The sequence below is a fragment of the Paenibacillus sp. V4I7 genome (assembly GCF_030817275.1).
Lineage (GTDB): Bacteria > Bacillota > Bacilli > Paenibacillales > NBRC-103111 > Paenibacillus_E.
On sequence record NZ_JAUSZD010000002.1, the window covers coordinates 2440832 to 2456788 of the forward strand.

The window sequence follows — 15957 nt, forward strand, 5'->3', positions numbered from 1 at the left end:
ATAGAACATGAGTTTTATGTGCTCAAAACAATTATTACCTTATAAGAACTATTGCCCTTTTGAGAATAACTCGGAAATTCCATCCGCCTATCGCTATTTCTGCTATCGGCAGAGTCAAGTCATTTAATGAACGCAAAAAACTCCTTCAGATGGATATCTGGAAGGAGTTTTTTGCAGGAAAGGAATAGCCGTCCCTATCGCCGATATCTACGTGGAATTTTTCGCCGAATAAATCTTTTCTAATTTGCTTGCTGTGGCTCGCCAACTAAATTTTCTCGTTACATCTAGTCGAGCTTGCTTGGCCAGTCTTTTGGCTTTAGAAGGGTCGTTGGCTAGTTTCATAATTTTTTTGGCAAAAGCCTCAGGACTTCGATATTTCGTAACTAAAAGTCCGTTATGTTTATGCCGAATAATCTCAGGAATCCCACCATTTCTGGAGGCGATCGTCGGAATGCCGGATGCCATAGCTTCCACATTCACTAATCCAAACGCTTCATGACCTTGAGACGGGCAAACGAAACAATCCCCGGATCGATAGAAACTAGGCATTTGACTTCGTGAAACGTAGCCCTTGAAGGATACTGGGATTTGAAGTGATGAAGCCAGGTGTTTCAAGTATTTCTTGTAGCTTGGCTTTCCGGTCCCGCCGGCAATGTGAAGCCTTACTGAAGGGATGGATTGCATAACAATCTTTGTAGCTTTCATCAGTACGGGGATTCCTTTCTTCGGAATCAACCTGCCTGCAAATAGAATGACAAATGGACGGTGACCGCCATTTGAATATTCTTTCTCTTTACGAGGACGGAATTGAGCGAGATCGACGCCTAGATGAACGTAACGAACCTTATGGCTGATTTTTGGAAAGGTTCGTTTCAGGTGATTTTGCAGCGAAAGGCTGTTGCCAATAATGCGATTAGCCAGACTAAGATCGCTTGCTGCTTGTTTTTTGGATGTCATCGGCGGTGATATAAATGTCTTTGAATGCAAAAAAACAGAGATAGGCGTATGTGGGAATACTTTTCTCACGGCATGCACAAATCTAGGGCGATTATCAATTTGAATCCTATCGAAACGATGCCCTTTAACCGTCTTAATCACATTAGATAAATAAGCTTGTTTATTGGCACCGGGTACTCGAAGAATCGTAATATGACCTAATCTGCTTTTCTTCGGGTAGTTGGCGCGCAGTCGACTTATAATGGTCACTGTATGCTTGGGGGATATTTTTTTGGCGATCTGGTATATACAATGTTCTACAGAGCCTCCGACGGGAGGAGGGACGGGGATTTGTTCTGGTGCAATAATCAGAATATGCATAATAGGAACCTTCACCTCTTGGCTTCATTTGATATTTCCAGTTATCATATTCAAAGGAAGTAGAGGGACTTGGAGTAAAGTCTACTTGGAAAAATAAAATTTTCGATAGTTACCATATTGCAGCCATTTATAAAGTGGGATACACTGAGGCGACAGATTCTGATCTACTTAGAAAGTTCAATTAAGGAGCGATACACTCTTGAAGACATTAATTATTGCGGAAAAACCCGATATGGGACGTAATATAGCCGCCGCAATAGAGCCCAAAGCCAAAAATCTCAGGTCCCATCTAGAGGGTGAGCAGTACATCATCACCTGGGCGATTGGACACTTAATTGAGTTGGCTGAACCTGATCAATACGATGATAAATATAAAAAATGGAATATTAATCACCTGCCGATTATTCCTGATGAATTTAAGCTGATTCCAAACCCACGTACTTACGATCAGCTTAAGGTGATTGCTGAGCTTGCGAAGAAATGCGACATGCTTGTTAATGCGTGCGATGCGGGGAGAGAAGGGCAGCACATCTTCTCGCTTATACAGCGGCATCTTGGACTGAACCAGCCTGTTAAGCGGCTCTGGATTTCCGATTTAACCTCGGAGACGATTCGAAATGGCTTCGCTACATTAAAGGACGGCGCTGAATACGAGAATTTAACGCGCGCCGCGCGCTCACGCAGTGAAGCAGACTGGCTAATCGGCATGAATGGCTCACGTGCATTCACAACGAAGCATAACGTATTGCTTTCCGTTGGCCGTGTTCAAACACCAGTTCTTGCGCTTATTTATGACCGCCAGAAGCAGATTGAAGCCTTCTCTTCACTTAAATTTTATGAGCTGGAGGGGCACTTTACACAAGGCGAGACGACGTATAGAGGCATGTGGCAGGGAGAGCGTTTGACGGATGGACCAAAGGTCGAGGCGCTTGCTGTCAAGGTCAAAGGGAAACCAGCACGTATTATTTCCTATGAAGTGAAAGAGACGAAGGAATACCCGTTCAAATTGTATGACTTGACGCTGCTGCAGCGTGAGGCGAATGGGAAATACGCCTTCTCGGCGAAGAAGACACTGGATACAGCCCAGGCACTTTACGAGAAACATAAGGTCATTTCCTATCCTAGAACGAATTCCAACTATGTCACTGAGCAAAATATTCCGGAAATGCACAAGTCCTTATCCGCTTTACAAGGAACGGCTTACCATGAGCTTGTGCAAGGGGCTAACCGAAATCTGGTACACAAAAATAACAAGTTTATTTGCAATCCGAGCAAAGTGGAAGATCACCATGCGATCCTTCCGACGAATCGCAAAGCATCGGGACTGAGTCCAGATGAACAGAAATTGTACGATTTGATTGTAAGACGTTTCTTATCCCAGTTTTATCCTCCAGCTGAGTATAAGGTTCATACGGTTATGACCGAGGTTGAACAAGAAATGTTTAAAACAACGGTCAAAGAACTTCTCCAATTAGGTTGGAAGGTCATCTACGCTGATCAGAAAAAGGAAAAGGCGAAGAGCACAAAGGGCAAGGAGAAGGAAGAGGAAGAAGACGAAGAGGTTGAAGTAAACGAGCCTTTCTCAATCGATTCACAGGGGAATGTCTTTTGCCTTGATGCGATCGTAAAGGAAAAAGATACGCAGCCGCCTAAGCATTTTAACGAAGGAACGCTGCTCAAAGCCATGGAAAGCGCCGGCAAACAGATTGAGGATGAGGAGCTCCGCGATGCGATGAAGGATTCGGGTCTCGGTACTCCGGCTACTCGTGCAGCGACCATCGAGCGTCTCAAGAAGGTTGGGTACATCGACATGCAGGGCAAGAAAATCGTCCTGACCCAGAAGGGGCGAACGGTTGTTGAATTAATTCGCGGCGCGGGCATTGAGCTGCTGACTTCACCTGAGATGACGGGTCAATGGGAGCGCAGACTGAATGAAATCTCCCGAGGAACAGCTTCGGATGAGCAGTTTATGCATAACGTCAAGAGATTCGCAACCCTAATCGTTGATAAGGTTCGCGTACAGGCTAGAGCTTCCAAAACAGCTTTCGAAAGCGAAACGCCGCCTGCAGGTGCACCCAAACGCGGTTCGGCACGATCGAGTGCGGCATCAACAGGCGGCACCAAAACAACTGCTGCAGCTAAGAAAGCGGCTCCTGCTAAACAAACAGATGGAGCAAATACGTTCCTAGCGACATGTCCAAGACCAGGGTGCGGAGGCTCCCTTTTCATGGGTCGTAAAGGTTACGGCTGCTCGCACTATAAGGAAGGCTGCAAATTCGTCATCTGGAAAGAAAGCTTTGGCCGGAATTTAACGGACGCCCAAGTTCAGGCGCTCGTAAATAAAGGGAAAACGACGAAGCTGAAGCTTGTACTTGCAGATGGTACAGCGGCGGATGGGCGAATCGTGCTGAGAAACATCGATACGGGTGAGCTCGGTACGGAAACGGAATGATAGGAGGGGTGAATGGTGAGCCATTTAACGAACGACTGGGCTTCTTTGTTGGGGTCAGAATTTCAAGAGCCCTATTTCCACGCCTTGCAAAAATTTCTCAATGATGAATATACGGCACAAACCATTTTTCCAGAACAAAATGAGATTTATCATGCACTTCATTTAACTTCTTATGCGAATACCAAAGTGGTTATTTTGGGACAAGATCCCTATCACGGTAGAGGCCAAGCCCATGGCCTCAGTTTTTCCGTTAAACCGGGTATACCGACACCGCCATCTTTGCAAAATATGTATAAAGAATTACAGTCTGATCTTGGCTGCTATATCCCTGATAACGGCTACCTGAAGGGTTGGGCAGAACAAGGCGTGCTGCTATTGAACACGGTTCTTACGGTAAGAGCAGATATGCCGAATTCGCATAAGGGAAAAGGGTGGGAACGTTTTACAGATAAAATCATAACGACGCTAAGTGATCGGGAGAAGCCGATCATTTTTGTGCTGTGGGGAAGTCATGCACAGACCAAAGAGCGTCTCATCCATACAACGAAGCATGTTATCATAAAATCAGTTCATCCGAGTCCGCTTTCTTCGTATCGCGGATTTTTTGGCAGTAAGCCTTTTTCGCAAGCGAATGCGTATCTTAGAGAACTTGGGAGTTCGGAAATTGATTGGCAAATACCAAATTTATTTGTGAAGGAGCGGGAGTAATGAGCGACAATAAAGAATTTATTTATGTCTTACGATTAAAACCTGCTTTTCTAGACCGCAGTGTTTGGACAGAAAAAGAAGATAAAATTGTTGAAGAACACTTTCAATATCTTTTACAATTAAAAGAGGAGGGAGAACTCATTTTAGCAGGAAGAACACAAACTTTTGATGAAAAAACATTTGGCATTGTTATCCTTAGAGTGGATAATGAGTTAGAAGCTACACTGATCATGGAACAAGATCCTGCTGTTGCTAATCAACTCATGACCAGCGAATTGTTTCCTTACAGTATTGCAGTTATGTAAGTAAACTGCCAGTTATTCTGGCGAAAAATCAAAGGAGTGAATCCAATGAAATTTCAAGAATTTAAGTACGAAAGACCCGACTTTAGCGCTTTTGAAATTAATTTTAAGGAGCTTTTAGAGGCGTTTAAACGAGCGAATTCGTTTGGCAATCAAGACCAATCGATGGAAGCGATCGTTAGCCTGCGAAGTGAGTTAGAGTCTATGGAATCTATTGCTCGGATTCGTCACAGTGTGGATACAAATGATGAATTTTACAAAGCGGAGCAAGAGTATTTCGATGAAATTGAGCCTTTATATCAAGGGCTGATTACCGAGTTTTATAAAGCTCTCATCGAATCCTCTTATAGATCAGAGTTAGAAGTCGAATGGGGGAAGCAGCTGTTTACGATTGCCTCCTTGTCGTTGAAAACGTTTTCGCCGGAAATTGTTGAAGATCTCGTACAAGAAAACAAACTGGCCAGTGAATATTCGAAGCTGCTTGCTTCTGCGAAGCTAATTTATGCAGGGGAAGAACGAAATTTATCCCAACTCGTGCCTTTTCAATTATCAACAGACCGAAAAGTCCGTAAAGAAGCGAATGATGTGAAATATAGCTTTTTTATAGAGAATGAAGCGAAATTGGATGAGCTGTATGACCAATTAGTGAAGATTCGTGCACTCATCGCTAAGAAGCTCGGATATAACAACTTTGTTGAACTCGCGTATGCTCGTTTGAACCGCTCTGATTACAATGCCAAGGACGTGGAAGTATTTAGGAATCAAGTTCTTGAACACATTGTACCGGTGGCAACGAAACTAAAGGAACGGCAGAAGGCTAGAATTGGCGTAGACTCGCTGCATTATTATGACGACAAGCTTGGTTTCGCCTCAGGGAATGCGACGCCAAAAGGCGATGCGGATTGGATCGTGGAACAAGCGCGTAAGATGTATGCAGAGCTATCCCCAGAAACGGATGAGTTCTTTACCTTTATGATCGATAACGGTTTGATGGATCTTGTGGCAAAGAAGGGAAAACGCGTAGGTGGTTACTGCTCTTATATTAGTACATACAAAGCACCCTACATTTTCTCTAACTTTAACGGAACTTCAGGTGACATTGATGTCTTAACGCACGAAGTAGGTCATGCTTTCCAAGGCTATAGCAGCCGAGATTTTCAAGTGCCTGAATACATATTCCCAACCTTGGAAGCCTGTGAAATCCACTCCATGAGCATGGAGTTTCTCGCTTGGCCTTGGATGTCATTGTTCTTCGAGGAAGAGACAGATAAGTATAAATTCAAGCATCTAAGTGAATCACTCTTATTCATTCCTTACGGTGTTGCGGTAGATGAATTTCAACATCGGATCTATGAGCAGCCGGAACTGACACCCGCTGAGCGTAAGCTAGTTTGGCGCGAGGTTGAGCGCAAATATTTGCCGCATCGTGTTTACGAGGATAACGACTATTTGGAAAGAGGGGGCTTTTGGCAGCAGCAGGCCCACATTTACAAAAGCCCATTTTACTACATAGATTACACGCTTGCACAAGTGTGTGCGTTTCAATTCTGGAAACGAGCTAATGAAAATCCCGAGTTAGCTTGGGAGGATTACTTAAGACTTTGTCAGCAAGGCGGAAGTCTGAATTTCACAGAGCTTGTTCAAGTCGCTAAGCTAATTTCACCTTTCAAAGAAGGTTGTGTGGCTTCGGTAATTGGTCATATCGATTCATGGCTTGATCAGGTTGATGATGCTAAGCTTTAAATCATAGGCCGAACATGAGTGATTTGCAGTCCGCTGTCACAGTCCTTACCTGTTTCATAGGAGAGATTGCCGAGAACTTCTTCTAAAGCTTGGTATTCAGCCGAAGAACCTCGTTGTAAGGCTTGTATGGCTGCTTTTAGGACGATTTGACCATCTTCCATCGCGATATCCCATAAGTCCCAAATGCTGTATGTGTACGTTTCTTCTAATGATGTAGGACAATTCCAAACCATCTTGGCTTCGTTTAAATAATCAAGCGGAGCCGGATGCTTGGTATACACCAATGGTGATATTTGACCGAAGGTTAATAAACGTTTGATTCCTTTCGGATCGTGGAATAAGCGTTGAGCTCGAATCATGTCGATGTAAGCATCGTTCCAATCCTTGTCAGTAACCTGCGAAGCATAGTCAGGATAGTGGTTCGCAGCAGCGTGGGCAAGCGCAGGAACAATGCCGAGGGGCAGAGCTTCTCCAACATATATTTCTTTCCATACAGGCGTATTCCATGTCTGTAGTCCAAGGTTGCGACGAACAATAAGTGTGTCCATAATAATCTCAAATCGTTGGTGATCCCATTTCTTGAAGCCTGATTTGTAAAAAACGTAGGGATGCATGTTGCGGTCGAGAATATGGTGTGTAAGGAATCCAAGTGCATAAACAACAGCAGGATTATACAAACCTCTTCCTTGCATATGGGAAAGTAGATCCATCAAGAACGGACCGCATGCTTTCGTATGCATGAGACTTCCCAATTGATTGAGTTTTTTGTCTTTTTTCCAAGGTAAGAAGTTATGATAGAATAAGAAATCGGGTCCTTGACAGCCAAGGGAGAAAACATGTCGCAACTGCTTATCACTAAGCATATTGGCATGCCCCAATTGGTTCATTAATTCTTGACCGAAAATCAGATGTGTCCAGATGTTAGGCAATTGTGCCCCTCCTAATTTGTGATGTACGAACATGTAGAAGAACCATTTTATTTTATCATAACGAGGAATTACAAGGGCACATTTCATGAACTATTTGATCAAGCAAGAGCTACTACGGGAGGAATAATCTTTAAATCGTCGAATTCAAACATTTGATAATGGAAACCATCCATGTATTTTTAAGATGGGGGATAAATGAATGGATATGCTTTCGAGAACGGAACCGTCATTTGCCATGGTATTCGAATTCACAACGATAGGCATGGCGATTATTTCACTCAATGGACAATGGATGAAGATGAATAACAGCCTAAGCGCGATAACTGGATATTCGGAAGAAGAATTATTATATACGGATATAACTACGATCTTTTTGCCCGAAGAGAACGACAAACTGTTTGGACTCCTAAAGCAATTGTTGTCCGGGGATTTACGATCTTTCCAGATCGAACAAAGAATGAAGTCAAAAGAGGGAACAATTATAAGGGTGGAATGCGGAATTTCACTAATTAGAAACTCTGACCATGAACCTCTTTATTATATGGCCCAGATGAAAGATCTCACGATAAAGTCCGAGATGGAGCGTAAACTTGCGGAGAGTGAACAGCGGTATAATTCATTAATTGAGCATAATCCTGCGGGGATCTTAACAAGTGATTTGAACGGTTTAATCATGAGTGTGAATCCTGCTATGGAGCGGATTCTGGGTTACACGAAGACGGAGATGGTTGGACAGTACATCCATCAATTCTGGGAGCAAGAAAAACAAGAGGATCAAGCTGAATACCCGACCGATAGTGTGCTCTTGCAAACGGATAATCATATGCTTCGGGTTACGCATAAGAGTGGCGATAAGATTGAATTAGGCTTAAAAAATGTGCCGATTATCGTGAATGGGATAACAGAAGGTGTTTATATTATCGCTAGAGATATCACACAGCATAATAAAGACCGTGAGTCATTGAGAGTTGCGCAGCAGGACCTGCATGACACTGTTCGCAGACAGCAAGGAATGACCATGAAGTTCAGACAAATGCGAGGGAAATTCATTCATACCTTATGTGACGGTGAACTTCTGTATAGACTCGGCTATAAGCCATCGCATATCCTAGGTAACGGCTTATACGAGATATGGCCATTCTATATGGCGACCAATATCGATAAGTATTACCGCAGGGCATGGAGCGGGGAAGAAAACGTTATGTATGAAGCCACTTTCCGGGGGATTACGTATTTGACATCTTTACGTCCCATTTTTGAAAATGGCCGCGTGATAGAAGTGATCGGCTCCTGTGTAGATATTACGGAACGTAAACATATGGAAATGGAGCTTAGAGAAACGAAGGAGCTGCTGGAATCATTTATTAATAATACAACAGATGCCATCTGCGTACTTGATCAACGATTTAAGGTTATTTCTGTCAATTCCGCTTATGAGAAAGTATTTGGTTGGAATCAGGATGAGCTTCTAAACCAGCCATTGCCCATATATCCAGATTTCTTGAAAGAGCATCATAAAGAAATTCAAGACATCTTACAAGCAGGTAACCAAATTTCGGGGTTAGAGACCATTCGGATTCGTAAAGATGGACAGCTCATTCATGTCAGTGTGACCAAAACGCCAATTAAGAATGAGAAGGGCGAGATTATTGGGTTCGCTGGTATTACGCGAGATATTACAGAACGGAAACGAACAGAGGAATTGTTGCGTAAATCAGATAAACTCTCCGTCGCAGGCCAGTTAGCAGCAGGACTTGCTCATGAAATCAGGAATCCGCTCACGTCACTCCGAGGCTTCTTACAGCTTCTGCAGAACGATATGAAGGGAAAACAGCACTATTTTGATATCATGTTGTCCGAACTGGATCGAATTAATTTCATCGTTAGCGAATTCCTCGTCATTGCGAAACCGGAAGCTATTCACTACAAAAGAAGTGATTTGATAAATATATTACAAACCGTGATTGCGTTGCTGGATACGCAGGCTAATCTTTGCAATGTGCAGCTCCTGCTCGAGTTTGAGTCTGATATTCCGGAGTTTATTTGTTCCGAGATGCATCTTAAGCAATTATTTATTAATTTGGTGAAAAATGCGATTGAAGCGATAACGAAGGATGGACAAATTAAAATCACCGTTTCCATGCAGGGCAGCGAGATGATCCGAGTGAGGACACAGGATAATGGATGCGGCATCCCAGAGGAGCGTGTAAAGCAATTAGGTGAACCTTTCTATACAACGAAGGAAAAGGGCACTGGACTCGGTCTAATGATGTGTTTCAAGATCGTTGAAGCGCACAAAGGCACAATGTCGATTCAAAGCCAACTTGGTGAGGGAACCATTATTGATGTGTTTTTACCGACGCAGACGATAAGCAAGGATATGAGTGAATTCGAATAGCCTTTGAATGTAAAAACCGCCAGACCTGTAAAGTACAGGAACGGGCGGTTTATTCATTTCTAAAAACGGATACTAAATTCATTTGACTCTCTGGAATGCCATGTTGTCATAGAGGCGTCCTGTTCACAATGAATTTGTACTTCATCAGGTGTATATTTTACGATAAAACCCGAATTTACCTGATAATAAACGCCTAATGAATCTAACGACCAAACATAAACAGGTGTTTTAGTAAGAGCGGCAATGAAAATTTCTGTATCTGTTTCCAATAGTTTGGTTCCGTAAATCATCTTCACACCTCTGTCTTATTATTTTGAAAAAGCAGCGCTTATTACTAGTGACAGCATGAACTTACAAACAATCACAAACTGTTCCTTTTTTTTTGTAGCGTTTCGGTTTTATACCAAGTACAATCAAAGTTGTGCAATTTTGAATACGATTGACAGGGAGAAGCAGCATGAAATTCGCAGTTCAATATATATCATTTTTTGTGATCCAAGGGGAAGGTGCCGACGCGGCATCGGCTAAAAATTATCGCCATTATCAGACTTTGGACGAGAACGATTATGAAGACAGTGCTTTACAACAATTCTTAGACGGTGAATTCGCACGAATCGCTAAACGCAAAGTAGAGCGAAACCCGAGAGCTGAGCAGGTACCTACGAAGATAGGGCGTTTCATTACCGAGCCAGGCTTCGAATTAGAAAGCAATCCGAACTATAATCTATTCGCGCGACTGCGCTATGCAGAGAACAAACAGGACTTTCTTAATGTTAGCGATGAACTTTTGAATGCTTATCTGAATACAAGCGCAGTCAGGGGCGGAGCTTTTCTTGTCGCAAGTGCCAAGCTTAATCAATATTTCGATGATCCATTTGTATTTATCCTAAAATGTGATTTTGAGCCCAAAATTGCACGGATTACCGACGAGAAGAGCTTATTGAATCAAGTGGAAATGGCGATCAATGCGAAAAACATGAAATCGATCCAATATCCGTTTATGCCTGAAGAAGGCATGTTAGAACCTTCAGAGCTCAAAATTCACCAAGCTTCACATGCCAGTTACTTTGAGGATTTCCTAAAATATGTAGAATATGAGCAGTCCATGCCGGAAATATTGCATCATCAAGTATTAGGGCTCGTTCAGCAGCAGTTGGAGAGAGACTATGAGCATAAACCTGAGGAACGTGAGCAGGAAGAAAAGGATTTGGAAATCTGGGCAGCGAGTGAAAAGCGCGAGCTTCAGGAGAAGTGGACACCGACTCAGGTCATGGATGCCGCCAATTATTTGGTTGAGCAGAAACCGGATCTGGAAATGCGCATCAAGCTTGATCATATCAGTGTGAAGGCGCAGCTTGCCGATTATGGACGCAAAGTTCATATTGCCAGACAAGGCGAACGGTATGTAATTCTGATTGAAGGGGATTATTTGCACTTCGAAAAAGGCGTATCACCAGTTGAATTGCTAAGACCAGATGATCTTCACGCTGTCATCGAGCGGATTACAAGAGAAGAAGAAAACGGATAGATAAAGGTGAAAATATAGGGTTCCCACCACTATGAATTCCTTGTATAATAGGGAAGCTTTGCAAGAATTGACAGACGGTAAATTAGGATTGGGCAGAAGGAGAAAGGGGTCAATGGCTGTGATCGTGGTTGGGGGAATGATTGGTCTAGGTAAAACATCTGTATCGACTTTGCTTGGACAAGAATTAAATTCAAATGTTTATTATGAAAGTGTCGATGATAATCCGATACTTCCGCTGTTTTACACGGCAACTCCGGAAGAAATTGAGAAGAAGAGATATCCGTTTTTACTTCAGTTGCACTTCTTGAATACAAGATTTAAGGCAATTAAACAAGCGTTAGTACATAACCGAAATGTACTGGATAGAAGTATCTATGAGGATTGGTACTTTGCCAAAGTGAATCGGGAGTTAGGTCGTATTTCACAGCTGGAATTTGATGTTTATGAGGGGCTTGCGGACAATATGATGTCTGAGCTTGCTGAGCTTCCTAAGAAAGCGCCGGACCTCATGGTTTATCTAAAAGCTTCCTTCGAAACGGTCATGTACCGCATCGGACTGCGGGGACGCAGCTTCGAGCAAGATCAATCTTTGGTTGATTATTATCGACAGCTTTGGTCAGGTTATGATGACTGGGTGATGAATCATTATCATGCCTCTGAAGTGTTGATTGTAGATATGGATCGTGTTGATGTTGTGAATCGTTCAGAGGATGCGATCGAATTAGTTGAGCAGGTACGTGCCAAGCTTTCCGAATTAGTCATCGTTTAATATAGAAATATCAAAGGGCCCCCTCATTCCGAGGGGGTCTTTCGAATTATGTAGGAGTTTAATTGGGTTTAGAAATTGAAAGTGTTCTAGATCTTTCCTTTTTACTTTCATTTGGTTATAAAGTCCTGTGATTTTACATATACTATCGAAATATGACGGTATTTATCTCTATTTGTTGTATATCGGGTAAAATTATTGTATGATACATTACGTATCAAGTGAAAACATGAATTCTTCAATGGAAGAGTAGGTGATGAGTTTGTTATTTATCGTATGTTACAGAGGAAAGCCTATGTGCCCGCCACTTTCTAAATTGGCAGCAAATGAGAAAATGATGAAGTTAAGCCGATTTTTCTCTAATCTTGAGATCGTTGAGGTTAAACAACAATTAGTTGCAACATAACAGAATATAAACTTCATACTCTCATAAAAGCGCACCTCCTTAACCCTTAGGTTTTAGGAGGTTTTTGTCTTGACTGATTATGTTACAGTAGATGGAAAGGGTTCGTTGGTTATGGAGGGCAATCATGAATAATATCTTACCTTCTACTAGGAAAGCAATTATCATTGGAGCTGGAATTGGTGGATTAACGACAGCGCTTTTCTTACAAAAGCAAGGTTGGGAAGTTGTCATCTACGAGAAAAAGAGAGAGCTATCCGAATTCGGTGCCGGAATTGTGTTAGCTGCGAATGCCATGCATGTATTAACGGAGCTTGGCTTGGCTGAACAGGTGAGGGTAGCAGGCGCTAAAGTTGGCATGGCTGAAATTCGCTCTTGGGATGGTAAGCCGATTACTTCCGTTCCCGTCTCGAAGCAAGCCGCTCAATATGGAACATATAGCTACCTTATTCATCGCGCTAAGCTTCAAACGATTTTATTTCAACAACTAAATGAACGAACAACCGCTTATATGAATAAAAAGCTGATAACCTTTGAACAGGATCCGCATCAGGTTGTTGTCCATTTTGAAGATGGATCAGCAGATACCGGGCATATCTTAATTGGTGCAGATGGGATTCATTCACAAGTGGCTCATCTATTATTTAGCATAGAACAGCTGCGATATTCAGGTTTTAGAGCTTTTCGAGGTATTACTACGTTCTTGGACCAGCGATATATTCCTGAGGTCGGTGGAGGATTTGAGGCATGGGGTAGGGGACGACGTTTTGGTTTTTCCCAGATTGGCGAGGGACAAGTTTTTTGGTTCGCTGCAATCAATTCCGCTCCTGGGATAGGTATGGATCGTAAGAAGGACTACGTTCTTAAGCAATTTGAGGGCTGGCATAATCCGATTGAGCAGGCTATCCAGTCAACAGATGAGAGGTCCATACTAACACATGATATTCATGATCGTAAACTACTTGAAAGTTGGAGCCGAGGGAGAGTAACACTGCTTGGTGATGCGGCTCATCCTATGCTGCCTAATCTCGGGCAAGGAGGCGCTCAGGCGATGGAGGATGCGCTTGTTTTAGCTAGATGTCTTGAGGGAATTCCAATGCTTTCATTAAGCAGTGTGACAGCAGCTTTTCATTCTTATGAAAATACTCGAAAACCCCGAACCAATCAAGTTGTTCGTCAATCCAGACGAATGGCACGCATCGTGCAAATGAGTAATCCGGCTGCAATTATGCTGCGTAATCAGGTGCTTAGACTTCTTCCGGATGATGTCCAGATGAAGCAGTTGGATTGGCTTCTAGGTTATCGCGTGTAATTGCTTACCGTGAATGCACCTTGTGTGCATTTTTGTAAACGGGGTTAGAAGTAATTTAAACCATTGATCCAGACCGTCCAAGACACATTGGCTTGAGATTTAGGACGAATAGCAGCTACAGAGCGCCGTGCAGGTATGGACCCCTCCCGCGAACAAGAACTGCTTCGACTATGGCGCGAATTAAGCAATTGATGGTGATTTGAGTCCGGAAAATAATTTTTCAAAATGTGTGAAATTCAATAGAATAGATAGAAAACACCGAATATAATGGAATAGTATACTTTGAGAAAAAGAAAGAGGTGCTGTCCATGTATGATTCTGCGGATATTCAAAGTAATAAGGGAATGGCCATCATTGCATACATCTTGTTTTTTATCCCGCTCATCGCTGCAAAAGACTCCAAGTTTGCATGGTACCACGCAAACCAAGGCCTTACATTGTTATTGGCCGCTGTCATTTTGAATGTTGTTTTGGGAATCATCCCGATTATTGGTTGGATTCTACTGCCTTTAGCGAATTTGGGCGTGTTTGTTTTAGCTATTCTAGGCATTGTAGCTGCTGCTCAAGGTCAAGTAAAACCACTTCCGATTATCGGAGGTTACACATTATTGAAGTAGTAAGACATACATATGGGAAAGCAGGTTGCCTTTTTTGGCAGCCTGCTTTTTATTTTTTGATTAAATGAGGATGATTCAAATAGGAGAAGCTGCTAATTCAGCAATACGTTGATTTACATTGTCTGTGTACAACCCGCCATGATAGCAAATAACAGTTTCAATGTCGTATTCGATGAACTTCTTAAGTGATTGCATCGCTAACGCATAGTTAACGGAGTACTCCGGTATGGGTCCGAGAAGTTGGCCACCTGAAACGACTAAGGCATCAGCCGCTATCAATGTTTTGCTCTGTTTGTGGTACAGACTGACATGTCCCGGAGTATGACCTGGGGTATGAATGACGATAATCCCGCCACAGTTGGCTAGTTCGAGTCCATCTTCAAGAATGCCATTGACCGGACCTTTAGGCGGATTCTCCAAAGCTGATCGAAAAGCTTTTCGCCATTCAGGTGAAATATCCGCAGGTAAGCTAGCAACCGCTTGTTCAATTGATTCTGGGGTGATTTTAATCAACATCTTCTCACCTTGAATATAAGGTTTCTCTATTTCACTGGCTAGAATATCAAGCTTCTGCGGAGATTTACTTATGAAATCTGGTAAACTGCCTATATGATCTATATCTTGATGGGTAATAATAATCGTCTTCAAATGATGGGATGGAACGTTATGATCCTCCATGGCATTCTGAATACGAGGCAATAAACCGGGATATCCAGTGTCCACCAAAATGGCGCCTTCTTCATCGGAAAAAAGAGTTGGGTGTATGACATCGATACGCCCCATTACAGGAACTGACAGCTCAAGCATATAAATACCGTTCGCAATCTGCATTCGAATCCCTCCAAAGAGAAATGATAGTGAAAGAACAGTGCTATCATACCTAGAAGGTTAACTTATGTCAATTAAATATTTTATTATACCATAAAATCAATAGAATGTCAATATATTTTCATTTGTGAACTCGACGTATTTAGTTTTGTCCAAATTTTGATCAACGTGTGAATAAAGTATGAACAAATTTTGGATTTGTGATATACTATGTTTATAAAGCACTTACATTGGGGTTTGGAGTGATAATTATGGCAAATAGAGCCGTTTTAATCAGAAGTAATGAGCGCAGTGAGCGCGATGTGATGCCATTAGTGAAGATGATGACAATAGCGGCATGGGCGTTGCTTGGTATAGGATTACTATTAAGCTTGTTGAATATTGATCATTTTAGTGATCGCAATACCTCCTTGATGGTTGGAATTGGCTTCATGGTAGGTAGTGTGCACATCTATGTTATTCGGACGGCTATTCACTTGGTGCATTCACGTGCAGCTTCAAAGACGGAATAAGTACAACGTATTATGAGCAATTTAGAGGCCTTTCAAGTGACAACTTGAAGGGCCTTTTCGTTTTCATGTATTTTCATACATTTTCATAATAGTCAACAAACGTTCTGTGACATTTGTTTTACAGTAAAACGTCGATCCTTTG

General features: G+C 42.4%; 14 protein-coding genes. 10 read left to right on the top strand and 4 right to left on the bottom strand.

All coding sequences use genetic code 11. The annotated features are described in order from the left end of the window. Window positions 1-207: 207 nt before the first annotated feature. On the bottom strand, window positions 208-1317 hold the full coding sequence (locus QFZ80_RS12185; RefSeq protein WP_307559092.1) for a glycosyltransferase family 4 protein: 1110 nt from the start codon (window positions 1315-1317) through the stop codon (window positions 208-210). 199 nt (window positions 1318-1516) lie between these two features. Between QFZ80_RS12185 and QFZ80_RS12190 the strand changes: the two genes are divergently transcribed. The 4 genes from QFZ80_RS12190 to QFZ80_RS12205 are packed head-to-tail and all read left to right on the top strand — an operon-like array spanning window position 1517 to window position 6522. Continuing rightward, window positions 1517-3769, top strand: coding sequence for a type IA DNA topoisomerase (locus QFZ80_RS12190; protein WP_307546399.1), 2253 nt, complete (start codon window positions 1517-1519; stop codon window positions 3767-3769). Between the two features lie 12 nt (window positions 3770-3781). Continuing rightward, on the top strand, window positions 3782-4477 hold the full coding sequence (locus tag QFZ80_RS12195; protein WP_307559094.1) for a uracil-DNA glycosylase: 696 nt from the start codon (window positions 3782-3784) through the stop codon (window positions 4475-4477). Beyond that, window positions 4477-4782 (top strand): YciI family protein, encoded by a 306-nt coding sequence (locus QFZ80_RS12200; RefSeq protein WP_171689123.1) that lies wholly within the window; start codon window positions 4477-4479, stop codon window positions 4780-4782. The genes QFZ80_RS12195 and QFZ80_RS12200 overlap by 1 nt, the downstream gene beginning before the upstream one ends. Window positions 4783-4827: 45 nt before the next feature. Continuing rightward, window positions 4828-6522 (top strand): M3 family oligoendopeptidase, encoded by a 1695-nt coding sequence (locus QFZ80_RS12205; RefSeq protein WP_307559096.1) that lies wholly within the window; start codon window positions 4828-4830, stop codon window positions 6520-6522. Here QFZ80_RS12205 and QFZ80_RS12210 read toward each other — a convergent pair. Further along, window positions 6519-7451, bottom strand: coding sequence for a zinc dependent phospholipase C family protein (locus tag QFZ80_RS12210; RefSeq protein ID WP_307559099.1), 933 nt, complete (start codon window positions 7449-7451; stop codon window positions 6519-6521). The genes QFZ80_RS12205 and QFZ80_RS12210 overlap by 4 nt on opposite strands. Before the next feature lie 199 nt (window positions 7452-7650). On the opposite strand from QFZ80_RS12210, the gene QFZ80_RS12215 reads away from it, so the two are divergent. After that, window positions 7651-9849, top strand: a complete 2199-nt coding sequence (locus tag QFZ80_RS12215; protein ID WP_307559101.1) for a PAS domain S-box protein — start codon at window positions 7651-7653, stop codon at window positions 9847-9849. A 59-nt stretch (window positions 9850-9908) separates the two neighbouring features. Here QFZ80_RS12215 and QFZ80_RS12220 read toward each other — a convergent pair whose 3' ends face one another. Next, entirely contained in the window at window positions 9909-10139 is a 231-nt protein-coding gene (locus tag QFZ80_RS12220) for a hypothetical protein (protein WP_307546394.1), read from the bottom strand. Window positions 10140-10306: 167 nt separating this feature from the next. On the opposite strand from QFZ80_RS12220, the gene QFZ80_RS12225 reads away from it, so the two are divergent. The 4 genes from QFZ80_RS12225 (at window position 10307) to QFZ80_RS12240 (ending at window position 14475) form a co-directional block, all read left to right on the top strand. Next, complete coding sequence (locus QFZ80_RS12225; protein WP_307559103.1) at window positions 10307-11377, top strand: DUF3900 domain-containing protein; 1071 nt, start codon at window positions 10307-10309, stop codon at window positions 11375-11377. A 112-nt stretch (window positions 11378-11489) separates the two neighbouring features. Beyond that, window positions 11490-12146: a deoxynucleoside kinase gene (locus QFZ80_RS12230; RefSeq protein WP_171645564.1), complete on the top strand. Its 657-nt coding sequence runs from the start codon at window positions 11490-11492 to the stop codon at window positions 12144-12146. 527 nt (window positions 12147-12673) lie between these two features. Further along, complete coding sequence (locus QFZ80_RS12235; RefSeq protein WP_307559106.1) at window positions 12674-13858, top strand: FAD-dependent oxidoreductase; 1185 nt, start codon at window positions 12674-12676, stop codon at window positions 13856-13858. A gap of 308 nt (window positions 13859-14166) precedes the next feature. Beyond that, window positions 14167-14475 (top strand): DUF4870 domain-containing protein, encoded by a 309-nt coding sequence (locus tag QFZ80_RS12240; protein ID WP_307546391.1) that lies wholly within the window; start codon window positions 14167-14169, stop codon window positions 14473-14475. Window positions 14476-14550: 75 nt separating this feature from the next. Here QFZ80_RS12240 and QFZ80_RS12245 read toward each other — a convergent pair whose 3' ends face one another. Further along, window positions 14551-15306 (bottom strand): MBL fold metallo-hydrolase, encoded by a 756-nt coding sequence (locus QFZ80_RS12245; protein ID WP_307559108.1) that lies wholly within the window; start codon window positions 15304-15306, stop codon window positions 14551-14553. A gap of 248 nt (window positions 15307-15554) precedes the next feature. Here QFZ80_RS12245 and QFZ80_RS12250 point away from each other — a divergent pair, with 248 nt between their 5' ends. Next, window positions 15555-15815 carry a hypothetical protein gene (locus QFZ80_RS12250; RefSeq protein ID WP_307546389.1) on the top strand — a complete coding sequence of 87 codons (261 nt, stop codon included), beginning with the start codon at window positions 15555-15557 and terminating at the stop codon, window positions 15813-15815. Window positions 15816-15957: the final 142 nt, after the last annotated feature.